The following is a 24,641-nucleotide window of genomic DNA, read 5'->3' on the forward strand; positions in this document are numbered from 1 at the left end:
TAAGGATGAGACCAACACAAGAACTACTCGCAGCTATGACTTTGGAAGAGAAGGCGGCCATCTGCGCCGGACTAAATATGTGGATGACGAAGGGCTTCGAACAGCACGGGATTCCCGCTCTTCAAATGTATGATGGCACGAATGGAATCCGTAAGACGAACAGCAACGAAGAGATGGGCATTACTGGCGAGAATATTCCTGCCACCTGTTATCCAACAGGTTCAGCAATCGGTTCGTCCTGGAACACGGACCTCCTGCAAGAACTCGGTGTAGCTCTGGGGGTAGAAGGACGCGAGATGGAAGTTGATCTGCTCTTGGGGCCAGGGATCAACATGAAGCGTACTCCGCTCGGTGGCCGGAACTTTGAATATTATTCGGAGGATCCGTTCCTGACGGGCGAGCTTGGAGCCGCATTTATTAATGGATTGCAGAGTCAAGGCGTCGGCGCTTCGTTGAAGCACTTTGCCGGGAACAATCAGGAATTTGAGAAGATCGTTACAAGCTCCGAGATCGATGAGCGGACCTTGCGCGAGATTTATCTGGCTGCCTTCGAGCGTATCGTAAAAAAAGCCAACCCATGGACTATCATGTGCTCCTACAATCTGCTGAATGGGTCCTATACGAGTGAGAACGAGCATTTGTTGAACGATATTCTGCGTGAGGAATGGGGCTATGAAGGGGTTGTCATCTCGGACTGGACTGCTGTTAATGACCGAATTCGCGGCTTGGCTGCAGGTCTGGATCTGGAGATGCCGGGTCCGGCTTACTACAATACGAAGGCGATTGTGAAGGCCGTTCAAGAGGGCAAACTAGATGAATCGGTCGTTGATAAGTCAGCGGGTCGTATTATCGAGCTTGTCCGTAAGGTCAAGGAAGCGAATGTTGAATCGGCGCCTGCGAATGTGGATTATCATGAACTGGCGCGCCGGGCGGCTGCGGAGAGTATTGTATTGTTGAAGAATGACAATAGCATTCTGCCGCTGGACTCCGAGAAGATGTCCAAGATGGCCGTCATCGGGAAGTTTGCGAAGCAGCCAAGAATTCAGGGAGCCGGCAGTGCGAGAGTGACACCGACACGCGTTGATATTCCGTGGGATGAACTGAAGAATATCGTAGGCGATAAGGTTGATCTGGTCTATGCCGATGGATATCCGCAGGATGATCGCATCGATGAGCAGATGATCCAGGAGAGCGCGGCGCTTGCGGCATCTGCAGATGTTGCTGTACTGTTCGTCGGTCAGCCGGAGTACGTCGAATCAGAAATGCATGATCTGGAGACCATCGAGCTGCCTCTTCATCAGCAGAAGCTAATCAAGGCAGTTACAGAGGTTCAGCCTCATTGCATCGTCGTCACTAGCAGCGGATCAGCGCTGGCGATGAATTCCTGGATTCAATATGTACCGGGTGTGCTCCATTCCTGGCTGACAGGTCAAGGCAGCGGTAAGGCCATTGCCGATATTCTGTTCGGACGCGTCAATCCATCCGGTAAATTGTCGGAGACCTTCCCAGTTAAGCTATCCGACAACCCGGCGCATATGCGGATTCGCGGTGAGAACGGCAAGCTCTACTATCGCGAAGGACTCTCGATTGGTTATCGTTACTACGACCGTAAGGAGTTGGCGCCACAATTCCCATTCGGACATGGCTTGTCGTATACGACTTTCGCCTATTCTGATCTGAAGGCCGTTCAGCAAGGTGAGCATGTGAATGTCACCTTCTTCGTAGAGAATACAGGAACGATGTTCGGTAAAGAGGTTGTACAACTCTATATCCACGATGAAGAGTGCACCTGGAACCGTCCGCAGAAGGAGCTCAAGGCATTTACGAAGATTGCGCTCGCACCAGGTGAGAAGCAGCAGGTTCATTTCGTGCTAGAGGAACGCGACTTCGCTTACTACAACACGAAATACAACAAATGGGTGGCAGAGACGGGGTACTTCCAAATTGTGATCGGTAGTTCTTCCCGAGACATTCGCTTGCGTGAGCGTATCCATTGCGACTTCGGTCTAGAGCCAATCTCTTTCCACAAGTTCAGCCTGCTCAACGACTGGATCAACACACCGAAGGCGAAGACTATCTTTGAGGCTTATCTTGCAGAGATGAACAAGCATGTCAGCGAGCAAGTGATCCTGGACGATGTGTTCATCGGCTTCTGGGGCGACTTCCCGGCCATTAAGATCTTCCAGATGTTTGGCCAAACCTGGTTGATCGACCGTTCGCCGGACGATGTGATCGCTGAGATGATTGCCGAATTCGAACGATAAGCTATCCGTAATAAGCTACTACCTCCAGAGAATATCCTATATCTATTGAGATACGGGGCAGCTCTGGAGGTTTTTTTATGATAAAAATATCCAATACATGAATCCCTAAGAATGGTATCATCGTACATATAGTAGAATGCAATAAATACATACATAGAGAGACTGGCAACCTTAAAATTGAGGAGGGTTCTATTTGGGAAATTTTTTTACGATTTTTTCTTCTCCAGAAATGACTTTTCAAAGACTCAAAAGCAACAAGCTGGCTTGGCTCATATGCCTGATTGTCCTGATGGTAATTTCATTTGCAGTGATTTACTTGGAAATGCCGATAATTGAACAAACGGTGCTGGATAGTCTGAAGAGTAACCCACAGATTTCACCCGAAAATTATGACTCCATTATGGACGGGAACAGGACTTTTTCTTATGTCGTTGTTGTTATTACTTCCCTAGTTTCATTATTCATCAGTGGTCTTCTGTTCATGCTGCTGAATTTGATGGTTCGCGGTGAAGCCAAATATATGCAATTGGTTACGGTTGCGGCTTTTGCTTCTCTGCCGGGTATGATCGACGGAATCTTAACAGCGATCTTACTAAAGGTAACGAATGCTCATGCTATAAATGATATATCGCTCAGTTTAGGGGCGTTCATCCAGGATAAAGGTAGCATTCTGTTCAAGGCTTTATCGATCATAAATCCATTTAGCATCTGGACTTTGGTCTTATACATTATCGGTGCATCTGTCATGATGAACCGCCCTAAGAAGCAAGTGGCGGTGTGGATTGTCATTGCATGGCTTGTTTTTTCTTATGGTTCCTTGCTGTTGGTTTGATCATAGATAGAGGATGGGAGTGAAGTTGTTTTGTTGAAGAAGAAGTGGGTATGGGGTGTTGTATTAGGGCTTGTCCTTGTGGTAATTGTACTTGCCAATTTGAGAGGGCTGAATCGTACAGAAAGCGTAAAAGTGGCCGAGGTAACGGAAGGCAAGATCGTTGAGCAGATCTATACGAATGGCAGACTGGAGCCGATCAAGTCGGTTGAGATTTTCTCGCCAGTAGGTGGCGTTGTTCAAGCGCTTAAGGTAAAAGAAGGGGACAATGTTACCGAAGGCCAGCCGCTGTTGACGCTTAAGATGGACACCGTGAAGGAACAGCTGGAGAAGGAAAAGATTAGTCTGCAGCTTACAGAAGCGGAGAGACTCGCTGCTAAAAAGCAGCACTTTGATAAATTCAAGCAGCAGGTGGCAGAGGATTCTGATCAGACGGTCGAGGAGTTGGACTTAACCTCCTATGATCTAAGAATCCGCAGTAGCCAATTGACGATCTCTTCCTTAGAGAAGCAGATGAACAATAGCACGGTATATGCCTCAGCAGGTGGGATAGTGACGCAGGTATCGGTCAAAGAGGGGCAGCTTATGCCTGAGGGCAGTCAACTCTTAACCTTAGCTGATCTGTCCTCTTATAAGGTTAAGGCTAATCTGACGGAGCTGGATGCAGGCAAGGTTGCCATGGGAATGAAGGCTGTCGTGACCGGTGAATCGATCTCGGGTACATATCATGGAGAAGTTACTTATCTATCCCCGACTGCCGTGTTGAATGACAAGACCTCCAAGGACGCTTCCGTTGAAATGGAGGTTACACTTACGGATAAAGCCGCGGAGCTGCGTCCCGGTTATAATGTGGCCCTTGAGATGGAAATACCGGACAAGCCTCGCATCCTCGTCCCAATCGAAGCCGTGAAATATGAGGGCGAGGAAGCCTATGTATTTAAGATTGAGGAAGATAAGGCCGTCAAATCGATCGTAAAGATCGGTAAAGAGGGAGACGAACAGGTCGAAATCACTTCAGGGGTCTCCAAGGGAGACCGAGTGGTCGTGGGAGGCGCGGATCAGCTTCGGGATGGCGATAAGGTGAAGGTCGAATGATTACTTTGACGGACATCACCAAGGTTTATAAGAATGGCTCCCTCGAGGTTCAGGCACTCAGCCCGGTCAATTTACAGGTGGAGCGTGGAGAATTCGTAGCGATTATGGGTTCTTCGGGTTCGGGAAAGTCTACGCTGATGAATATTATTGGTTGTCTCGATGTCCCGACATCAGGTAGCTACAGTCTGGACGGGCAGGAGGTCCAGACGCTGAATGAGGACCAGCTGTCCAGGGTACGGAATCAGAAGATCGGCTTTGTATTTCAGAGCTTCAACCTGCTCGGACGGCAGACGGTGCTGCAAAATGTCATGCTCCCCATGATGTATGCAGGTATTCCCCGGGAGACCAGAAATGAGAGGGCGATGGAGCTGTTGGCGAGGGTTGGCCTAGCGGAGCGCGTGAAGCATCGTCCAACCGAGCTCTCTGGCGGACAGAAGCAGCGCGTCGCTATTGCCCGTGCGTTAACGATGAAGGCGCCGATTCTACTAGCCGATGAACCGACCGGTAATCTGGATACAAAATCATCCTATGAGATTATGGATTTATTTAAGCAAATCCATGCGGAAGGAACGACGATCGTACTTGTTACCCATGAGCCCGATATTGCTGAACATGCTGATCGTGTGCTTCTCTTCGGCGATGGCAAGCTGCTTAAGGATACGCGCAAAGGAAGTGTGAGTCCATGAGTATTTGGGAGAGTATCCTTATTGCCCTGGACAATCTTCGAATCAATAAGCTGCGTTCTTTTCTGACGATGATCGGGATTGTGTTCGGGGTAGCCGCTGTTGTTACCGTGGTGTCGATCGGACAGGCTGGCCAGAAATCGATTATTTCCACCGTATCGAACTATAAAGATGGATATTTTGTCGTCTATAACAATTATTCCAGCAGCTCAGCCGGGGCGGATGTTGAGATTCGCCTAAGAGATTTGAATGAGGTCGCCAAGCTGCCAGGGGTTAAATATGTCTCCTCTTCGGCTACTTATTCAGCGACGACGAAGCTGAAGAATGAAGAGCTCAGATTCTCCATCACCGCGACGAAGTCGGACATGACGAAGATGATGAATCTCGACATCGTGGCCGGCCGGTTCTTCAACGCACAGGAAGAGAGAGGCCGTCAGAAAGTCATTATTGTTGATAGTAAATACGCGACAAAAGCATTCGGTTCTGAATCTGGTGCGGTTGGAAGAAAGCTTGTCTCTTCGACCGGAACCTATCGAATTATTGGCGTATACAAGCCGCAGGAGAACATTCTGAGCGGGATGGAGGGAGAGCGTTATTCAGGTTATGCTCCCATTACCACCATGCCTCGGGGCGAGGACGGGGATAATATACGTCTAGGTATGATTGAGGTTCTCGCCGCATCACCAGATAACATGGACCAGACCGTGAATGATGTTAAAGAGTGGTTTGCCAAGAAGAAAAATTCGGATGTTGGCCAGTACCTATCTCAGACAGGGAAAGAAGCCGAGCAGATGGTGTCTAGTACCTTTAGTATTTTGCAGACGATCATTGGTTCTATAGCCGGTATTTCCTTGCTGGTTGGCGGTATCGGGGTCATGAACATTATGCTGGTATCGGTAACCGAACGCACGAGGGAGATCGGGATTCGCAAAGCGATCGGCGCTACACCGGGCACCATTATGGTGCAATTTATGATTGAGGCTATCATCTTATCCTTTATTGGTGGGGGGCTCGGAGCACTGTTAGGGCTGCTTATAGCCTTCATATTTGCTATGGTAACCGGCTGGCCATTCGTGGTTAGTGTTTGGGCGATAGCGCTAGCCTTTGGCTTCTCCGCCGCAGTAGGTATCTTCTTTGGTCTATACCCAGCGAATAAAGCCTCCAAGCTGCATCCAATCGAGTCGCTGCGGTATGAATAAGATATCATCCTAAATGCTCAGGCTTATATTAAATAGAATCCCCTGATCTTCGTCTGATGACCTGGATCAGGGGATATTTAACGTTATTTGCTGCTATGAAGTGCTTTCTGAATCTGTTCGGCGGCGAATAATGCTTCACTATCCTCCATAATGTCCCCAGGCTTATTTCCCTCGCCAATAACATACCCCGCGAAGGATATTCCCATGAAGTCGAAGATATATTGAAACTGTTGGATTAGAGGCAGACCCTTGATATAAGGGTTATCTCCTCCCACAGCTATGACATAGGCTTCTTTCGACGACATGGTATCTTTGAAGTCTGGATATTCAGAGTCCCGTAATGTCTGCGACCAGCGATCAATGAACAGCTTCATCGTTCCTGACATGCTGTACCAATAAATGGGTGTAGCAAATATGAGAACTTCCGCATCCCTGATTCGATCGATAATCGAGTTATATCCATCATTAATTTCCTGGAATCCGCCTTCACTATGGCGCTGGTCTACTAGAGGCACAATCGTATGATCCTTCAAATAGATCTTCTCTACGTCCAGATTATGAATGACCTTCTCAGTAAGCAGCTCGGTATTACCTTGATCTCGAGTTCCTCCGTACAGGACTGCTATTTTCATTTGAACGAACCACTCCATATCGAATATTGGTATTTGATGTCATTATTATCATCATATAATGCGGAATCAATAAGCTCCCATTTAAAAATATTCTGCGGTTAATGAACCCTCCAGGCCAGAATACCGGTGTTCATGCTGCGGCACGCATCCATGGCGGCTTCAGGAGTCTGGTATTGCTCTCCCCAAGCTACAAGATAGCGGAATTCGTAAAATCCGCCTAAGGTCGCCGCGAAGTTGGTCTCCCAATAATTATTCATCGGCCAAGCATATAAGTGAGCGGGGTCTTGCTGCAGCTTGGCATCGCCATTGAGCAGACGAAACTGATGATTCAACGAACCAAGTTGGATGAGGGGCGTATCAGGCATAGCAATCGCGACACCTTGATGAGCCGATATATAAGCAGCACCTTCGCCTACGCAATAGTAATCCGCCAAGCTGCCTGTTAATTGGTCTTTACGGGGGCGTGTTAGGGCATCCATTTTATCGATCCATAATTCCTCAGTCTCACTTATGATGGGACTTCCGAAAGGCAGGGAGATATATAAGTTCTCTGGATCCCAGACGCTGTCTTTATGGATACGAACCGCAACATCAACCCGAGGATGCTGGGCATAAGCCGTAACGAACAGCGAATAATGAGAGCAGCCTGCTACCTCGAAGGTTAATTCCACGGTACCATACACATCGCCTTCTGTAATAACTTCAGCTTTCGTGAGGATTCCCGTTGAAGTAACCGCATCAGGGCCTTTGCGGTTGCGGCCCATTTTGCGTCGCACTTCGTACTGATCCTCCACCTTAGCTGCGCGGGTCACATCATATACGGGAGTAAAGGCGTGGTGTTGGCGATCCTGACGAAGCATTTCCTTATCCATGCGTTTATCGATCCAAGAGGTAATGCCGTCTCCTTTGGCCCATTTGATGTGGACGAATGGGGTCTCAATATACGTTGATGTCACCTTGAATGACTGCTCGTTACTCGTCACATCCAGATCTATCATTCGATCAGCTCCGACATAGTCGCTACGATATGCGGTTCTGAATTCGCCGGATTTAACTGCCTGAATATGGACGGTTTTCTCTTCGCCCGGCTGAAGTGTAACTGGAATACTTATAATTACACCGCGCGAGGCAAGTCTGAGCTGAGAAGGGTACAATTCGCCACTATCTACATCGCGCACCTCAAATCCATCTTTAATCAGGCTGTAGTGCCAACCCTCCATGATAAGATGGGCGAAATCCTCCTGAACGAAGTCGAATGGATTAGATAGCTTAAATTTCATCGGCCGATGGGGAGATAGAAGTACATCCCCCTTATGCTCCAGGATGTCATAGAGCGCGCGATGTGCCGCTGTGCTCGCGTTGGACGCAAAAGCCTCTTTACGCACGCCTAATTCCTGGACAAATGGATTCCACGGTTCGGTGACAGAAGAATGATATCCCCAGGTATGCTCTGCAAACAATGTAAGCTGATACTCTATATCCTTGATGGTATCAGGGGACACAATCTTGCAATGTGGATCTAATCTCTTCACCTTGTGATACGCACGTACAGCTTCGCGGTAGATCTGCACATGCTTTGGAGTCGAGCCTACACCATCCGTCCACCAATCCGGCCAGTCGCCGCGATGGACAGGGATATCCTCGGGATGGCTTGCAGCGTGTTCACGGACTTCCGTGAAGAACTCTTCTAAGGTCGAAGAGACGATCATGATCTGTTCCCCATGCTTGGCATTCCACTGCTGAATGAACTCCATGATTTGAGGATTAGGTGAGCCATTATCCGTTGGCAAGCCGGAGAACATGACCGGAGCGAAGCGGAACGCATATCCATCCTGCTCTAAGCGATGAATATAACGCTGTATTCGCGTCTCCGCGATCTCGAAGGTAACGCCTTGGCTAGTATCGAGTTCATCTTTGATTGTATAGGACCCGCCGATTCCCGGGATAAATCCGAGATCATTGCCGAACATATAATGCTCGCCATTCCAGGTTAAGAGTCGTTCACCGTTAGGCATTTCCCACCAGAAGGGCTGTTGCTTCTTCCACAGTGGATACATAGAATGATGCGTATGAATACAGGTGATCAGGTTCTGAATGCCTGCATCGAGCAGGACTTGGCCATATCCCCAGCTAAATCCGGTAATATCAGCAGTCATGGCGGATGTTACCGGAGCTTCAATAGACTTCCCATAGCTTTGAATGCGCCCGATCATCGACTCTAGCAGCTCTTTATCCATCAATTCGCTCATATTGAGGTAGGTTCCGGAAAGGCCAATCTCACCGCGGCGAACGGCAGCTGCAAATTCCGCCTTTTCCTGCTCGCTCACTCTTTCCATAAAGGATTCAACCGGCCAAAATGTCTCACATACCCACTTAAAGCCTGCCCATTCCGGATGGCGGCCTGAATGGATTTCACGAAAAATCTGCAGGGCCTGACGTATGAAATTTACATGGTATTGCTGGATTTTCTCTTGGCGTTCCGTATAACCGATATCGGTATGAGAATGATGTATGGCGTAAATCTTCCACGGTTTTTGACTTGGCATGTAGATATCTCCTTTATTCGATGTCGAGTTGCTTCCTGTATTACTTCGTGATCAAAAGCGGAACATATGTGAAATGCCTAGGAATGTGTTTTCTAGCATACGCTCTGAAGTGTGTATTTGAATTTGATGCAGATCGGCGAAGCCTTGAAGAGCAGTACTGAATAAATGAAAGCTCTTTGAGAGCTGCCCTCCGAATACGAGGAGGTTTGGTTGAAAAGCCCGAATATACGGAATGAGCATGTCTGCAAGACGCTGGCCAAACTCCGTAAAAACCTCTCTGGATAAAATATCACCTGCTATAGCGTCTTCTGCCAGTTCTTTCACGTCGAGATCAGGCTTCATCACCCCCAGGCTGCGGGCAAGCTGCAGGATACCGCGCTTGGAGAAAGCATCATCGATGATTCCATCACGGTAGGGCTGATTGTACAGCCAGCCATTAGCCGGAATCCCCTGGAAATGATCAATAATGGTTGATTTGTAAATAAAAGCAGAGCCTAGTCCGGTGCCTAAAGTTAGCGCAATGAAGCGATCCTGCGGATAATTCGTGCTGAAGCCTAGTGCAAACAGTCTGGCATCATTCTCAAACCTAATCTCTGCCGGTTGAAGCGGTCTTGCCCATGTACCTTCTTGGGCAAGCCGTTCATGTAAGGCCCTTTTTACATTAGATCCGTAAAGTGATTCGAATTTATCCAATCCCTGAATGCAACAAATTCCTTGCTCGTAATCGAAAGGGCCGGGAAAGGCCAAACCAATATGCCAATGACTGTCTTGTTCAATGAATTGTGAATGGTAAAAGTCCGCTTGGTATTTAAAAATATGAATAAATTGCTCGATAATCGTCTCTTGATCTTGGTCTGCTAACGAAGGAAATTCCTTCTGACTAGCGGGTATAGGGACATGGTTCAGCATGATGCAGCTTTTGATAAATGTTCCTCCCACATCAAGCGCAATAACGATGTTACGCTTCAATGAGACTCACATCCCAGGTCTTGGATACGCCCGCTTTAATGAGTTTGCACGGACCATTGCCAAGATTAACGATTCGGTAAGCTCCGAAGCTGGCAGGCAGAATATAGGATTCAGCATATTTAAACTCTACATGCACAGATTTATCCGCACATGATATGATCCGCACCTGTTCGCCCTCGACGAGATTGTACATCACCATTTCAGCGTTCGTATGATCCTCCCATATATCGTGCAAATGCACTCGATGCACATAAAATAGTAAATCAGCATGCTGACCTAATAAATACTCCTGGTTATCGTTCTGCGAACGCAGCAGGGTTGGGGATGGAATAAGATGCTCCTCAACCCATTTGGTCTTCTTGAAGAAGTCGATATTCTCAAACGCATGATCGATGTTAATAGGGCGTGGCTTTCCGTCCAAGCCTTGACGCAGATAGTCATAGATTTTGAAGGTGAACCACCATGTGGTGGATGAGATTTCAAGCACTAGATTATCCTTGCCTGATGCATGTACTGTTCCGGTTGGGATGAGGTAGAGATCACCCTTCTTCGCAGGATAAGAATTGACATAATCCGTTATTTCAATCGGGATTCCGGTATCTTGAGCGGTCTGTACGGCAGTGTAGAAGCCTTCCTTGGTGCATGACTCCGTTAGTCCCAGGTACACCTCGGAGTTGCCCTTGCTCTCCATAATATAATAGGACTCCTGCTGCGCCATGAACTCGTTGAACTGGTTACGGATGTATTCCTGCTTCGGATGAACCTGACAGGATAAGTTACTGCCATCCATCGTATCCAGATAGTCAAAGCGAATCGGAAAATAATCCCCAAACAGCTTAACGAGCCGTTCTCCGAGAATCGAGGCGTGTTCATAATGCATGACAAGGAGAAAGGGAATTTCAATTTGCTTGCCTTCATATTCCATAATGATAGAGTTCTCTGGGGCAATTGGTTCAAAGCTCCACGCGCAGTTGGCCCAGTCTGCGGGTAGGTCGGCGAATTCTTTAAGAAATTGACCACCCCAAACCCCTGGAGCAAAGAACGGTTTCACGCGCATAGGTGCTTGAGCGATACTGGAGATCATTTGACGAAGCGTACAGGTTGTTGTCATCACGGGAGCCTCAGGTTGATTCATATCGATGTAGTAGTGGACAGCGTTCAGAATTTGCTTGCGATAGGTTTCAAAAATAGGCCATTCCACAAACAACGCTATTTTGTACTTCTCTGTGTCATCTTCGTTCTCATCGAATCCGAAATTCAACAGCTGCTGCTTGTATTCGATTTGCTGGTACTCGCGCGAGATATCCAGGAAGTAGGTCATGTCGAAATTACCGTCGCCCAGCCAATAAGCACCTGGACCATAAGTGATGACACAAAGCGGCAGCCTGGAGGATTGAGCGGTTGTGGTCGCATCATGTAGGGTGCTTGCGGCTTCCTGCTTGGCGTTGGACCGAAAATAATCTTCAATCGTCCCTTCTGTGAAATAGCCGAAGGCGCGGTTATCCGTAATATTCTGCTGAAAATGCTGACGCAGCGCCTTACTTGTCTTGATAAAGCGGCTTGTTTCCATGACGAGAGTAGAGTATCCCTGTTTCTCAAGGGACTGTATCATGCTTTGCTGAACAGAATGGAACTGGGCTCCATGAGTTCCATCAAGAGCGATGCGAAGGAGGCTAGGGTGGTCCTGCTCGGCTAGAGAGATCAATGGTGCGGATATCGCCTCATATCCTTGCTGCAAACCTGCCTTAGCATAAGGTATCGTTGAATCAGGTTGGATCGGATGATAGCGAACAGGGTTGACAGGCCTTTTCTCAAACATTCAAGCCACACTCCTATACAAATGATTAGCTTCATTGTAAGAAGGTTTAAGGTTTAAATCTTTAGAAACAGGCTCCTGTTTTTTGTGCAATTCGGACATTGTGGGGAGAGCGGCAGGGGGAGGGGGGATTATATCTGTTTCCTATTTTGCCGCCCATCTGTAAATTGAGCTTTTCGGAACTTGGCCGGGGCAACACCCAACTTTCTTGTAAATACACGGGTAAAATAATGGACGGACTCAAATCCAGTACGTTCGGCGATATCCTTAATGGCAATCTCACTGTTAAGCAGCCAGTCTTTGGCCTTCTGTACCCTCCGTTCCTGCACATAATGTACAAAGGTCTGACCTAGCTGGGTGTGAAACAGTCTGGATAAGTGCCGCGAGGAAATCCCCAGCTCTTGAGAGACTTGCTCAATACGCAGAGGTGAAGAGAGGTTATCTTCTATATATAGCTTGGCTCGTCTCAACTGGCGGTGCTCCTCGGTATCCTCATTCAAGGCATCACCACTTAGATTGGGCGTAGAAGAGAGACCATGCAGAAAGGATAGAAGTAGCGAGAGAACAAGATGCTGCAGCATATCTCTGGGGATGGGCTGTGTACTCTCGATCAGGCATAGAATCGTCTGCCAAATCTGCGTTGTGATCTGAGAGTCTTCCGGGTCCGCGACAATCTTGCCATGGTGAGCTATGCTGCGGAAGCCTCTCGTATAAGCCTCGGAGGTCTGAGATTCATCGACTTCAAAAGCTACGAAAAACAAGGCAAGGCCCTGTTCACTGCGAATTTGATGCCATACGCCGGGCTTTGAACAGAACAGGGTTCCAGCCTGCAATGGATAATCGACGCCATCGTCTGTGTATTCACCTGAACCCTCTAGTACGTAGCAAATCTCGAAAAAAGAGTGCCGATGCAGAGAATTGCTGTAATGAAGAGGCATGAAGCCCCAATAGTGAATTTTGAAGGATGCCTGATTCCCGCTGATTTGTGAGATATGTTGATTGAGAAGGGCATTTGCTCTTCTGAAGGCTTCATAAGACATGATGTACCCCTCCAATTAAACATAAAGTATAGTATCCTATCTCGCGACTACAGTTTCACCTTCAATTAACACAGGTTGATAATAGGTGCTGTGGGGCAGATCCTTTTTTCCTTGTAATTTCTTAATAACCCAATCCGCTGCATCACGACCCATCGTTTCTTGGGGGTGAGTCAAAGTAGTTAGTTTGATGTTCGAATTCTTGGCGATATAGGAATTGTCCTGGCCAATAATCGATAGCTCCTCTGGAATAGAAATGTCCAGCTGCCTGCAGGCATGGACTACTTCCAAACCGACCTCATCGTTATAACAGACAATAGCAGTGAGGGTATCCTTATTTTTATTCAGGAAATCGGTCAAGTTTGTAGATAACGTCTGTTTCGTCTCCGTATTGAACGAAAAAATTTGTTCAGGATTAAACCGCAATTTAGCTTCTTCGAGCGCTTTGATATACCCCTTCATTCGATACTTTCCTTGCAGATCATCCATTTTTGCAATAAGTCCAATTTGGTTATGCCCTTTGGATATCAATTCTTTGGTTGCCAGGTAACTGGACTGCACATCATCCAGACAAAGGAAAGGCAGCTCTATTTCTTCATAAAAAGCATTGATCATTATGAGTGGAATATCCTGCTCCTTGAACGAAAGATAATAAGCAATATTGGGGTTATATAAATTACTCTTTGTTGGTTCTATAATTAAACCATCCACGCCGTGGGACAGCATCATTTCCAGTGCTTTTTTTTCTTGAGCAACATCATTATTGGTACTGGCCAATAGCAAGGAATAATTATCCTCATTCATTCGGCTCTCAATCCCGCGGATTATGGACGGAAAGATATAGTCTGAGATATAGGTCGTAATTACGCCTATTGTCTTCTTATGGGAGCTCCCACCAGTCTTCGAGAGATATTGGTTGCTGACATAGGTGCCCGAACCCTTCTCACTTCGTAGGAATCCCTCGTTGGATAGTTCTAAAATAGCTTTTCGCACAGTCTGTCTACTAACCTCGTATAAGGACTGCAAAGCAGACTCAGTAGGAATTTGTTCCCCTACATTATAATCCCCAGCAAGGATTTTACTTTTTATATCATCAATAATCACTTGATACTTTGGTTTCATGTAATTCCTCTTTCCATACTTGTTCGCTTAGATTTTTACATTTTCAATGAAGCTGTATGTACAAATTATAGCATGACTACAAAATAAATAAAAAGGAGATAGTCTACATAAGTATAGACCGAAATTATTATTATCTCCATAAATGTACGTATATATAATCATATTATTGACAAATGTACGTACAAATAAATATACTAAAGCTGTCAAATAAGATAACAGATTTATCATGACTTATAAAAAGCGCTGTCAGAGAGGTGACTAACGTGTTATCGGATCGATTAAGCGTCCAAGTAGCCATTAATAAGGGAGAAACTTCGCTTGGGATTGAATTAGGATCTACGCGTATTAAAGCAGTACTTATTGATCATAGCTTTCAAACAATCGCTTCGGGAAGTTGCGAATGGGAAAATCAGTTGAAGGACGGAATTTGGACGTACAACTTAGAGGACATCATCAAAGGCCTACAAGACGCTTATCGCGAAATGAAGCAAGAAGTTCAACAAAATTATGGAATCACCCTCCAAACCGTGGGTTCGATCGGGATTTCTGCAATGATGCATGGATATATGGCTTTTGACCAACAAGACAACCTGCTCGTTCCGTTCCGGACTTGGCGTAATGCTACAACAGGCAAGGCAGCCAAAGAATTAACTGATCTATTTGAATTCAATATTCCTGAACGGTGGAGCATTGCTCATCTTTATCAGGCGATATTATGCAAAGAAGAACATGTGCCGCAGGTGCGTTTTGTTACGACATTAGCAGGATATATTCACTGGTTATTGACCGGTAACAAAGCACTTGGTGTCGGGGATGCTTCAGGGATGTTCCCGATTGATGAATCCACACAAAATTATAATGAATCCATGATACAACAGTTTGATGAACTTATTGCAAGTAAGGGCTATCCCTTGAAGATCAGCAACCTGCTTCCTAAGGTGTATGTAGCAGGTGAGCAAGCGGGTGTATTAACCGAAGCTGGAGCCAAAGTTTTGGACCCATCACTGCATTTACAAGCAGGTATTCCGCTTAGTCCTCCAGAAGGGGATGCCGGAACCGGGATGGTCGCTACGAATAGCGTAAGAAGACGCACCGGGAATGTCTCCGTAGGAACCTCTGTTTTTGCCATGATTGTATTAGAACAAGAGCTTTCCAAGGTTTATCCGGAAATCGATATAGTTACTACACCAACCGGAAGTCCGGTGGGAATGGTTCACGCTAATAACTGTTCAAGTGATCTTAATGCCTGGCTTGGATTGTTCCGCGAGTTCTATGAAGCGATGGGACAAAAGGTAGAAGCTGATAAATTGTACAGTGTGCTGCTGAATAGATCTTTGGAAGCAGACCCGGATGCAGGTGGATTACTCAGTTATGGTTATTTCTCAGGCGAGAACATTACCGGGTTAGAACAAGGGCGTCCGCTATTTGTCCGCTCTCCGGAGAGCAAATTCAATTTGGCTAATTTTATGCGTGCTCACTTGTTTAGCGCATTTGGAGCTTTGAAAATTGGCATGGATATTTTGACGAAGGAAGAGAATGTTGCCATTGACAGCATTTTAGGTCACGGTGGCTTATTTAAAACTCCGGTAGTTGGGCAAAAAATGATGGCAGCCTCAATGAATGCTCCTGTTTCCGTAATGTCGACCGCTGGAGAAGGTGGCGCATGGGGAATGGCTATTCTTGCCTCTTACATGAGGAACAAAGATCAGGAAGAAAGTTTGGAAGATTTCCTCGATCAGAAAGTGTTCAAAGACGTTAAGGGAGAAGAGATTTATCCAGATGCAGCCGATATTAAGGGATTTGAAACCTTTATCGAAAGATATAAAAAAGGTTTGGCGATTGAGCAATCCGCTGTCGACAATTTAGTGTGAAAGTGAGGGGAGCAGGATGTTAGAACAGCTTAAGGAAGAGGTCTTTCAAGCTAATTTGGAATTACCGAGACAAGGACTTATTAAGTATACATGGGGAAATGTGAGTGCGATTGATCGCGAAAGTGGATTATTCGTAATTAAGCCTAGCGGTGTAAGCTATGAGACGATGAAAGCCAGTGACATGGTAGTTGTTGATCTGGATGGCAATGTGGTCGAAGGGGATATGAGGCCTTCATCCGATACACCTACTCACGCAGTGCTTTATAAACATTACTCCGAAATCGGAGGGATCGTGCACACGCATTCCACTTGGGCGACCATCTGGGCTCAAGCAGGACTTGACGTTCCTGTAATGGGAACGACGCACGCCGATACATTCTATGGCTCCATTCCTTGTGCGCGTTTCTTGACTCAAGAGGAAATCGATCGTGGCTACGAAGCCGCAACGGGTAAGGTAATTATCGAAACCTTTGAACAACGTGGGATAGATATTATGGCGGTACCCGGTGTTTTGCTTAAAGGACATGGACCATTTACTTGGGGAAATGATGCAAAGTCCGCGGTAATGAACAGTGTCGTGTTGGATGAAGTATCAAAAATGAATTTGTTTGCAAGAGAGTTGAACCATTTCGCGGAGGAATTACCACAAGGTATTTTAGATAAACATTACTTGCGCAAACATGGAAAAGACGCGTATTACGGTCAAAAATAATCAAACTATAGAATGACGAAAAGAGGATGAATATGTCAACAGCAGTAGCAAAAGAATTTTGGTTCGTCGTAGGATCACAACATCTTTATGGGGAAGAAGCATTGGCTGAAGTTAAAGCACATGCACAAACGATGACAGATGCTTTGAATAAAAGCGGAGTTTTGCCCTACCCACTAGTGCTACAAGATTTGGCTGTTAGTGCAGATAGAATCACAAACATCATGAAAGAAGTCAACTACCGAGATGAAGTTGCTGGTGTCATCACTTGGATGCATACGTTCTCGCCTGCAAAAATGTGGATTCGCGGAACCAAGATGCTGCAAAAGCCTTTGCTCCATCTAGCTACGCAATATAATGAAAGTATTCCTTGGGCAACCATCGATATGGACTTCATGAATCTAAACCAAGCAGCGCATGGTGACCGTGAATATGGCTTTATTAATGCACGTTTGAACAAGCAAAACAAAGTGGTTGTAGGCTACTGGGAACGACCAGAAGTCCAGAAGCAAATTGCGGAATGGATGGACGTAGCCGTTGCTTATAACGAAAGCTTCAACATCAAGGTAGCTCGCTTTGGTGACAACATGCGTAACGTTGGCGTAACCGAAGGAGACAAAGTTGAAGCCCAAATCCAATTTGGTTGGACTGTTGACTACTTTGGTATTGGCGACCTTGTTCAAGTTATTAATGAAGTTAAGGAAGAAGAAATTGATGCGTTGTTCGCTGAGTATTCAGAGCTTTATGAATTCGATTACGGCAACTATAGCAAAGAAGCATGGGAAGCTAGCGTAAGAGTACAAGCAAGCTATGAAATCGCCATTAGACGTTTCCTTGATCAAGGTGGCTACAATGCCTTCTCAACGAATTTTGAAGATTTACACGGTATGAGACAACTTCCTGGACTTGCTGTTCAACGATTGATGGCACAAGGATATGGTTTTGCCGGCGAAGGTGATTGGAAAACAGCGGCTTTAGATCGCTTGCTCAAAGTAATGAGCCATAACCAATCCACTGGCTTTATGGAAGATTACACGTATGAATTGACGGTTGGACAAGAATCCATCCTACAATCCCATATGCTTGAAGTAGACCCTACTTTGGCAAGCAACAAACCCAAACTTATCGTTTCCCCATTAGGCATTGGCGGTAAAGACGATCCAGCTCGTTTAGTATTTGATGGTAAAGCAGGAGACGGTGTGGTCGTTTCCATGGCAGACTTTGGTACTCATTACAAACTTTTGATCAACGAAGTTTCGGCATTTGTGCCGACTGTTCCAGCTCCAAACCTTCCAGTAGCTCGTGTACTTTGGAATGTTAAGCCAAACTTCCAAGATGGGGTTAAAGCTTGGATTGAACATGGCGGCGGTCACCATACCGTAGTCTCATTAACTTTAACAACAGACCAAATTATTACTTATGCAAAACTTGTTAACTTGGAATATGTAGTTATTAAGTAATAGCAGGAGAAGATAAGTACCTCAAGCTCAGCTCTTATTTCATAGAGTTGATCTGCCATCCTTGCCTTGCGTATGCCGGAGAAGAAAGACGACTCTGATTCATTTATCGGAGTTGTCTTTTTTAGTACGCCCAGAGATGCAGATTTACCTTGATGCCTGGAATTAATGAAGGTATTGTTTATATTATGATACCCCCAATTGAAACCTTTTGCTTAGAACTACTGTATTATATGGAAGATGTACTTCTAGGAAGGGAGCGGTAATCGATGGGGATTTTCTCAAGATTGAAGAACATGACGAGGGCCAATGTGAACTCTTGGAGAGACCAATCAGATGATCCTGGGAAGTCGATTGATGAGTATTTGCGCAGTTTGAACAGCGATCTGGGTAAAGTGAAAGCAGAGACGGCTTCTTTGCTCGCGGAGGAGCGAAGGGCCAAGAACGCGCTGGACGAGTGCTGTGCCGAGATCATAAAAATGCAGCGGTATGCAGATAAATCGGTAGAAGCAGGTAATGAGGATGAATCGCAAAAATTTCTGGAGCAAGCCAAGAAGCTTGGCGAAAGGTTAAGCGACCTGCAGAATGCCTACAATCTGGCTTCTTCTAAGGCTGCCAGCATGAAGCAGGTCCAGGATAGGCTGATAGCGGATCTGGCAGAGCTGGAGCAGAGACGGATCGAGCTGAAGGGGAAGCTGGCAGAAGCCAGACTCCAACAGGAAATGAATTCTGATGGCCTATCTTCCGGTCAGGCTTCGTTCCGAGTGATTGAAGAGCAAATGACACAGGCGATCCATGAGGCGGAAGCGCTGACCGAGCTTCGTGCAGGTGTTAGGAAGGATGATCTGGATAACAAGTAATATAGTTTCATGCTATTTCTATTGTTATTGAGGTGAGCAGATGAACGTAATTGAGTACAAATGTCCGAATTGCGGCAGCGGTATGGTCTTCGATTCGGAGAAGGGAACACTATCTTGCAATTACTGTGGGAGACAGGATGAAATCGAGGGGAGTCTTGACCCTCTTGGTCAGCGGCAATTTTCAGCCAATGAAGTGCAGGAATATCACTGCACAAGCTGTGGAGCTGTCATTATCGCTGATGTAGAGACGGCGGCCACCATGTGTAACTTCTGCGGCTCGGCGGTTGTTCTCGGTGATCGCTTAAGCGGGAAGCTCGCTCCGTCGTTAGTCATTCCTTTCTCGATCAGTAAGGAGCAGGCGATGCAGGCTTTCAAGAAATGGTGCAAGAATGGCTTGCTGACCCCGAGTGGATTTATGGCTGCGAATCGGATCAAAGGGATAACAGGGGTATATGTCCCGTTCTGGTTGTATGAATTACATAATAAAGTGGATGCACATGGGCATGCCACAATAGTGCGAACCTACACCCGGGGAGATTACCGCTATACGGAAACGCAGCATTTTAATATCTATAGGAGCCTTCATCTGAACTATCTACGCGTGCCGATTGACTCGTCGAAGAAGATGGATGATGGGCTGATGGATCGGCTAGAGCCTTTCCCTTATGATCAATTGCGGAGCTTCAAGTCCCCATATTTGGCCGGTTATGTTGCGGAGAAGTACAGCTATACGGATACGGAGCTGTTACCGAGGGCCAAAGATAAGATCAGGCAATATATCGAGGAGTCGATCTCATCGTCGGTATCGGGATATACGACCTTCCACTTTACCGATAAGCAGATTGATACGAAGGTGATGAACGCAGAGTACTGCATGGTGCCGGTATGGATGTTCCAATATGACTACAACCGGAAGAGCTATACCTTTGCGATGAACGGCCAAACGGGCAAAGTGGTAGGCAAGCCTCCGCTTAGTAAGGGGAAAATGGCCGCATGGTTTGCAGCTGTCGCTAGCGTCTCCTTCCTGTCACTTAAGATCATCTCCTGGGCGATGGGAGGGGGATTCCTGTGAAGAAGCGTGGTGCATTACTAGGTTTAGCGGCCATTATGCTGCTTCTAGTAGGATATCTGTTTAGCCCTACTCCATTTGCTGCAGCAGCTACAGAAAATAAGAAGTTGATCTATGATAAGGCGAATCTGCTTACGGAAGAAGATTACATCGAAGTGAATAAGATGGCTAATGAATATGGGGCCAAAAGAGACACTGATATCATCATTATTACGACGAACAATGACCAGAACTTAGATGTCGTCGCGATTACGGAGAATTTCTATGATAATCAGGCGCCCGGATATGATAAGCCACATGGCAATGCGGTCCTTCTTACACTAGATATGAAGAATCGCGATGTATATTTAGCTGGATTTTATAAGGCGAAGGAGTATCTGAATGATGAGAGACTGGATAAGATCCGTAACAAGATCACATCTGATCTCTCAGCGGGTGATTATAAGCAGGCTTTTGAGAAATATATCAAAACATCCTATAAATATATGGGCTTCAAGCCTGGAGTGAACCCAGATAATATTCTGTTTAGTATCTGGTTCCAATTGGGCGGGGCGTTGGTGATTGGAGCCTTGGTAGTTGGGATTATGGCTGCTCGCACAGGCGGACGCGTCACCGTGAACCGGCACACCTATGAGGATGCCAGCACTTCTGGGATCGTTGGCAAGCAGGATCAGTACATCCGGACTACGGTCACGAAGCAAAAGATCGAGAAGAGCTCTGGTAGTTCCAGCTCCGGCGGTGGTGGCGGCGGAATTACCGGCGGGGGACACTCGCACAGCGGCAGCAGAGGCTCGTTCTAATATAAGAGGAAGTTCAAGAACTATAAGAGATTTCGGGAGGGGACTTTATATGGGATTTTTTAAGAATCAATTTGCCAACGTTGTAGAATGGGAAGAGTTCCGTGATGATATGATCTTCTGGAAGTGGAGCAATCGGGAGATCAAGAAGGGCAGTAAGCTAATTATTCGTGCAGGTCAGGACGCTATTTTTATGAATGGTGGCAAGGTCGAGGGGATTTTCCAAGAAGACGGGGAATACAACATTGAATCTGAGATCATTCCATTCTTATCTACGCTGAAAGGCTTCAAATTTGGCTTCAACAGCGGCATGAGGGTGGAAGTCCTCTTCGTGAACACGAAGGAATTCACCGTGAAATGGGGGACCCAGAATCCGATTCTGATCCCGACTCCGCAGCTTCCAGGCGGCATGCCGATTCGCGCGAACGGTACGTTCAATTTCAAAGTAAATGACTATGTTACGCTGATCGATCGGATCGCCGGAATGAAGGAGAGCTACCTTGTTGAGGATGTCAAGATCCGCATCACTTCCATACTGGATCAACTGTTAATGAAGTGGATCAGTCGAGAAGGCAAGGACATGTTCAATCTTCAGGCTAATGCCTCTGACATTGCCAAGGGAATTCGTGAGGACTTGGATATGGAAGTTATGGCGAATGGCATGACAATCACAGGCTTCCAGGTGATGAGCTTCAATTACCCGCAAGAAATTCAGGATATGATCACGAAGACAGCATCCCATGAAATGATCGGCAACTTGCAGAAATATCAGCAGGTCAGCATCACCGATGCTATGGCGTCTGGTAAGTTACAGGGCGGTGGCGCTGCTTCGGATATGGCTGGGATGATGATGGGAATGAACATGGCGAATGAAATGATGAAGAATATGAATCAAGGTTCGCAATCAGCCGCTGGGGGCCAGCCACAGCCTGCCAACAACCCTTCGGCTCCACAAGGAGACGGTGCTAAACCGAACTTCTGCCCGAACTGCGGTGCGAAGAACGAAGGTGCTAATTTCTGTCCGAACTGCGGTCAGAAGCTGGCTTAAGACAGTGTATAATAGGAGATAATCCGACGAGAAAACAGTTCACCGCAGAGCATGCATAGCTGACCGAGCTTGCATCCTGCGGTTTTCTTTATCTATGACATTTACGGGCGATGATGACGCAAATGGGATTATGGACTACCTTAGATTTAAGGACAATTTCTCGTCCCCTTTATTTGTTGCTGCTGAGTAACATCGAAGGTATGGTTATATTAATAGGTTTGGATTAACATTTTCTGGAGGTCGAATGGGACAGGTTCTGAAGAAGATTAGCTGGGTATTCATTGTAATCATAAGCATTTTGCTATTAGTTATCGCAGTCAGCTTCATTAATCATCGGATTCAATTTAATAGAGAGGCGGTCCTGCTGACGCCGCTAGGAACCATGGTGAATGTGAACAATCACCGGATGCATGTGTATGCCGAAGGGAGCGGGCCAAGGACACTGGTCTTCCTGTCAGGGGGCGGGACGTCCTCGCCAGTGCTGGATTTCAAGGGCTTGTATTCTAAGCTGTCGGACCGTTATAGAGTCGTTGTTGTAGAGAAGGCGGGCTATGGCTATAGTGAGACTGCAGCGGTATATTGGGATATCGACACGATCCTGGAGGAGACGAGAAGTGCCTTGAGCTTGGCGGGCGAGCAAGGGCCGTATATTCTATTCCCGCATTCCATGTCTGGGATAGAAGCGCTCTACTGGGCGCAGAAGTACCCGGGCGAAGTCACTTCCATTATTGGACTCGATCCTGCTGTGCCGGAGGCCTATGATAAATACCCTCTGCCGTCCAAATTTATGATGGGATTGACGGGCTTTGGAGCCCGGGTGGGCATTACCCGCTTCTTCCCGGGGGTTGTGAACTCTTCGCCTGCGATCAAGGAGAATCTTCTATCCGAGCAGGAGAAGGGCGTATACCGGGCGATCTTCTACAAGAAGACGCAAACCTCCAATATGAATGAAGAAGTGAAGATGATTGCAGATAATGCCAGGAAGGTAGCGGAGGGCGGGATTCCCGAAGTGCCCATATACTTCTTCATATCGGATGGGGGAGAGATACCGCTATCTGATTGGAAGGAGCAATTAATGAACTATGCGGAATCGGCCGCTAATGGAAAGTATATGATTCTCGATTGTGGTCATTATGTTCACGATTATGAGCCTGAGATTATTGCAGATGAGAGCGTGAAGTACATAGAAGGACTTTAGCGCCGGATAGCTCCAAAATAGACTTTGACAAAAAGGTAACTGGTTACGTATTATATATGTAACTAGTTACCTTTTTTGATATTGGAGTGATGTAAATTGATCAATATGGAGAAGCAGGCATATATCTTTGGCGGTATTCTTACCCTTGCTAATCGGCTGCAGGTGCTGGGCGATAAGCTAGATGACCATATTACGCTGAAGCAGTGGCTGTTCATTGCCGTTATCTCGAAGCTGGAGCATCCAGCCCCAACGATAAGCGAGGTGGCCGAGGTGACCGGGAACTCCCGGCAGAGTGTGAAGAAGATGGCGGCCTTACTTGAGAGACAGGGCTTCGTGTCGCTGATGCAAGATGAACAGGATGCTAGAATCGTCAGAATTCACCTTACTCCTAGATGTACGGCCTATTTCCAGGACAGAAGCGGTAAAGAGAATGAGTTTATGGCTAGTCTGTTCGATAGCTTTGATGAGAGGCTAACGGACGGACTGTACAAAGGAGTAATGAGGCTGGCTGATAATGTAAGTAGAATGGAGAATGAGCTTGATGAGAAGGACAGGAGGTAGAAGACTTATGTGGGTGATTATTCTGATTCTCGTCATCATCGCTGGAATCCTTATCTTTTTTAACATCCCCTATTCTATGACTAGAGCTCAATTTGAACAGACAGTCACTGAACAGATCAGAAGCTCTGAAGCGGCTGGGGGTGACACCTTCACGCTGGAGGATATTCAAGAGTTGCCGGAGCCGGTCCAAAGATACTTCGCATACAGCGGATATATCGGCACTGCGAAAATGTCTTATATGAAGGCAGCGTTTAAGCAAGTTGATTTCATCATGGCACCGGATAAACCAGCGGTCAAAATTGATTATACACAGTATAATTTTGTTCGCGAGCCCGTAAGACTGGCCTATATCGATACGTCGATGTATGGTATTCCATTCGAGGGGTTTGACTCTTATATAGATGGGCGTGGGGGTATGAAGGGAGTACTCGGCAAGGTTATACCATTGTTCAATCAGACGGGGGAAGAGATGAATCAGGCCTGTCTCGCCACATTCCTCTCTGAATCGTTGGTCGTTCCTAACGTCGCTCTTCAGGACTATATCGCTTGGGAGCCTGTTGATGATACTCACGCCAAAGCGACAATTACTTATAAAGGCATATCGGCTAGTGGTGTCTTTACCTTCAGCGAGGTCGGGGAGGCTCTAAGCTTCACAACGGAGGACAGGGCGGTTATATCTACCGATGGAACTGTACAGCGGGTGACCTGGTCGGCCCTCTTTAAGGAATACAAGAACATCGGTGGCATTCGGCAGCCGACTCATTTGCAGGCGGTCTGGCACTATGATCAGGGCGATCTCATTTATTTCGATAGTGATAATTTTATGATTGCGTATGGAATGGAGTCACTGTGAGTAAAGCTGTAAAAAAGGAGCCGCAG

General features: G+C 46.6%; 21 protein-coding genes. 15 read left to right on the forward strand and 6 right to left on the reverse strand.

Annotation, left to right across the window (positions count from 1 at the left end):
• Window positions 1-5: 5 nt before the first annotated feature.
• The 5 genes from ABD014_RS19875 to ABD014_RS19895 all read left to right on the forward strand — a co-directional run bounded on the left by ABD014_RS19875 (window position 6) and on the right by ABD014_RS19895 (window position 6,070).
• Entirely contained in the window at window positions 6-2,264 is a 2,259-nt protein-coding gene (locus ABD014_RS19875) for a beta-glucosidase family protein (protein ID WP_343864076.1), read from the forward strand.
• 193 nt (window positions 2,265-2,457) lie between these two features.
• Window positions 2,458-3,096, forward strand: a complete 639-nt coding sequence (locus tag ABD014_RS19880; RefSeq protein ID WP_343864094.1) for a YIP1 family protein — start codon at window positions 2,458-2,460, stop codon at window positions 3,094-3,096.
• Between the two features lie 30 nt (window positions 3,097-3,126).
• On the forward strand, window positions 3,127-4,188 hold the full coding sequence (locus ABD014_RS19885; protein WP_343864096.1) for an efflux RND transporter periplasmic adaptor subunit: 1,062 nt from the start codon (window positions 3,127-3,129) through the stop codon (window positions 4,186-4,188).
• Window positions 4,185-4,874, forward strand: a complete 690-nt coding sequence (locus tag ABD014_RS19890; RefSeq protein WP_343864098.1) for an ABC transporter ATP-binding protein — start codon at window positions 4,185-4,187, stop codon at window positions 4,872-4,874. Before ABD014_RS19885 ends, ABD014_RS19890 begins: the two co-directional genes overlap by 4 nt.
• Window positions 4,871-6,070: an ABC transporter permease gene (locus ABD014_RS19895; protein WP_343864100.1), complete on the forward strand. Its 1,200-nt coding sequence runs from the start codon at window positions 4,871-4,873 to the stop codon at window positions 6,068-6,070. Before ABD014_RS19890 ends, ABD014_RS19895 begins: the two co-directional genes overlap by 4 nt.
• 83 nt (window positions 6,071-6,153) lie before the next feature.
• Here the strand turns inward: ABD014_RS19895 and ABD014_RS19900 are convergent, their stop codons facing one another.
• From ABD014_RS19900 to ABD014_RS19925, 6 genes are all read right to left on the reverse strand, one after another.
• Window positions 6,154-6,702: a flavodoxin family protein gene (locus ABD014_RS19900; protein ID WP_343864102.1), complete on the reverse strand. Its 549-nt coding sequence runs from the start codon at window positions 6,700-6,702 to the stop codon at window positions 6,154-6,156.
• Between the two features lie 98 nt (window positions 6,703-6,800).
• Complete coding sequence (locus tag ABD014_RS19905; protein ID WP_343864104.1) at window positions 6,801-9,248, reverse strand: glycoside hydrolase family 38 N-terminal domain-containing protein; 2,448 nt, start codon at window positions 9,246-9,248, stop codon at window positions 6,801-6,803.
• A gap of 51 nt (window positions 9,249-9,299) precedes the next feature.
• Window positions 9,300-10,217 carry an ROK family protein gene (locus ABD014_RS19910; RefSeq protein WP_343864106.1) on the reverse strand — a complete coding sequence of 306 codons (918 nt, stop codon included), beginning with the start codon at window positions 10,215-10,217 and terminating at the stop codon, window positions 9,300-9,302.
• Window positions 10,207-12,036, reverse strand: a complete 1,830-nt coding sequence (locus ABD014_RS19915; protein ID WP_343864108.1) for a class I mannose-6-phosphate isomerase — start codon at window positions 12,034-12,036, stop codon at window positions 10,207-10,209. Before ABD014_RS19915 ends, ABD014_RS19910 begins: the two co-directional genes overlap by 11 nt.
• Before the next feature lie 128 nt (window positions 12,037-12,164).
• Complete coding sequence (locus ABD014_RS19920; protein ID WP_343864110.1) at window positions 12,165-13,073, reverse strand: helix-turn-helix domain-containing protein; 909 nt, start codon at window positions 13,071-13,073, stop codon at window positions 12,165-12,167.
• A gap of 36 nt (window positions 13,074-13,109) precedes the next feature.
• Entirely contained in the window at window positions 13,110-14,192 is a 1,083-nt protein-coding gene (locus tag ABD014_RS19925; protein WP_343864112.1) for a GntR family transcriptional regulator, read from the reverse strand.
• A 263-nt stretch (window positions 14,193-14,455) separates the two neighbouring features.
• Here ABD014_RS19925 and ABD014_RS19930 point away from each other — a divergent pair, with 263 nt between their 5' ends.
• From ABD014_RS19930 to ABD014_RS19975, 10 genes are all read left to right on the forward strand, one after another.
• On the forward strand, window positions 14,456-16,063 hold the full coding sequence (locus ABD014_RS19930) for a xylulokinase (RefSeq protein WP_343864114.1): 1,608 nt from the start codon (window positions 14,456-14,458) through the stop codon (window positions 16,061-16,063).
• A gap of 16 nt (window positions 16,064-16,079) precedes the next feature.
• Window positions 16,080-16,775 carry an L-ribulose-5-phosphate 4-epimerase gene (locus ABD014_RS19935; protein ID WP_343864116.1) on the forward strand — a complete coding sequence of 232 codons (696 nt, stop codon included), beginning with the start codon at window positions 16,080-16,082 and terminating at the stop codon, window positions 16,773-16,775.
• A gap of 32 nt (window positions 16,776-16,807) precedes the next feature.
• Window positions 16,808-18,232, forward strand: coding sequence for an L-arabinose isomerase (gene araA, locus ABD014_RS19940; RefSeq protein ID WP_343864118.1), 1,425 nt, complete (start codon window positions 16,808-16,810; stop codon window positions 18,230-18,232).
• Window positions 18,233-18,498: 266 nt separating this feature from the next.
• Window positions 18,499-19,089, forward strand: a complete 591-nt coding sequence (locus ABD014_RS19945; protein ID WP_343864120.1) for a PspA/IM30 family protein — start codon at window positions 18,499-18,501, stop codon at window positions 19,087-19,089.
• A 40-nt stretch (window positions 19,090-19,129) separates the two neighbouring features.
• Window positions 19,130-20,161, forward strand: coding sequence for a TFIIB-type zinc ribbon-containing protein (locus ABD014_RS19950; protein WP_343864122.1), 1,032 nt, complete (start codon window positions 19,130-19,132; stop codon window positions 20,159-20,161).
• Window positions 20,158-20,958: a TPM domain-containing protein gene (locus tag ABD014_RS19955; RefSeq protein WP_379338606.1), complete on the forward strand. Its 801-nt coding sequence runs from the start codon at window positions 20,158-20,160 to the stop codon at window positions 20,956-20,958. Before ABD014_RS19950 ends, ABD014_RS19955 begins: the two co-directional genes overlap by 4 nt.
• Window positions 20,959-21,007: 49 nt before the next feature.
• Window positions 21,008-22,003: an SPFH domain-containing protein gene (locus ABD014_RS19960; protein WP_343864124.1), complete on the forward strand. Its 996-nt coding sequence runs from the start codon at window positions 21,008-21,010 to the stop codon at window positions 22,001-22,003.
• 244 nt (window positions 22,004-22,247) lie between these two features.
• On the forward strand, window positions 22,248-23,201 hold the full coding sequence (locus tag ABD014_RS19965; RefSeq protein ID WP_343864126.1) for an alpha/beta hydrolase: 954 nt from the start codon (window positions 22,248-22,250) through the stop codon (window positions 23,199-23,201).
• A 105-nt stretch (window positions 23,202-23,306) separates the two neighbouring features.
• Window positions 23,307-23,762 carry a MarR family transcriptional regulator gene (locus ABD014_RS19970; RefSeq protein WP_343864527.1) on the forward strand — a complete coding sequence of 152 codons (456 nt, stop codon included), beginning with the start codon at window positions 23,307-23,309 and terminating at the stop codon, window positions 23,760-23,762.
• Window positions 23,763-23,769: 7 nt separating this feature from the next.
• Window positions 23,770-24,615: a DUF6544 family protein gene (locus ABD014_RS19975; protein WP_343864128.1), complete on the forward strand. Its 846-nt coding sequence runs from the start codon at window positions 23,770-23,772 to the stop codon at window positions 24,613-24,615.
• Window positions 24,616-24,641 lie beyond the last annotated feature (26 nt).

The organism is Paenibacillus motobuensis, assembly GCF_039521865.1.
GTDB lineage: Bacteria > Bacillota > Bacilli > Paenibacillales > Paenibacillaceae > Fontibacillus > Fontibacillus motobuensis.

Bases quoted from the DNA above. Each gene is read 5' to 3' on its own strand.
- ABD014_RS19965 (WP_343864126.1), top strand. From the start codon at position 22,248: ATGGGACAGGTTCTGAAGAAGATTAGCTGGGTATTCATTGTAATCATA.
- ABD014_RS19920 (WP_343864110.1), bottom strand. From the start codon at position 13,073: ATGTCTTATGAAGCCTTCAGAAGAGCAAATGCCCTTCTCAATCAACAT.
- ABD014_RS19925 (WP_343864112.1), bottom strand. From the start codon at position 14,192: ATGAAACCAAAGTATCAAGTGATTATTGATGATATAAAAAGTAAAATC.
- ABD014_RS19970 (WP_343864527.1), top strand. From the start codon at position 23,307: ATGGAGAAGCAGGCATATATCTTTGGCGGTATTCTTACCCTTGCTAAT.
- ABD014_RS19915 (WP_343864108.1), bottom strand. From the start codon at position 12,036: ATGTTTGAGAAAAGGCCTGTCAACCCTGTTCGCTATCATCCGATCCAA.
- ABD014_RS19975 (WP_343864128.1), top strand. From the start codon at position 23,770: ATGTGGGTGATTATTCTGATTCTCGTCATCATCGCTGGAATCCTTATC.
- ABD014_RS19950 (WP_343864122.1), top strand. From the start codon at position 19,130: ATGAACGTAATTGAGTACAAATGTCCGAATTGCGGCAGCGGTATGGTC.
- ABD014_RS19900 (WP_343864102.1), bottom strand. From the start codon at position 6,702: ATGAAAATAGCAGTCCTGTACGGAGGAACTCGAGATCAAGGTAATACC.
- ABD014_RS19905 (WP_343864104.1), bottom strand. From the start codon at position 9,248: ATGCCAAGTCAAAAACCGTGGAAGATTTACGCCATACATCATTCTCAT.
- ABD014_RS19945 (WP_343864120.1), top strand. From the start codon at position 18,499: ATGGGGATTTTCTCAAGATTGAAGAACATGACGAGGGCCAATGTGAAC.
- araA (WP_343864118.1), top strand. From the start codon at position 16,808: ATGTCAACAGCAGTAGCAAAAGAATTTTGGTTCGTCGTAGGATCACAA.
- ABD014_RS19960 (WP_343864124.1), top strand. From the start codon at position 21,008: ATGGGATTTTTTAAGAATCAATTTGCCAACGTTGTAGAATGGGAAGAG.
- ABD014_RS19935 (WP_343864116.1), top strand. From the start codon at position 16,080: ATGTTAGAACAGCTTAAGGAAGAGGTCTTTCAAGCTAATTTGGAATTA.
- ABD014_RS19875 (WP_343864076.1), top strand. From the start codon at position 6: ATGAGACCAACACAAGAACTACTCGCAGCTATGACTTTGGAAGAGAAG.
- ABD014_RS19895 (WP_343864100.1), top strand. From the start codon at position 4,871: ATGAGTATTTGGGAGAGTATCCTTATTGCCCTGGACAATCTTCGAATC.
- ABD014_RS19890 (WP_343864098.1), top strand. From the start codon at position 4,185: ATGATTACTTTGACGGACATCACCAAGGTTTATAAGAATGGCTCCCTC.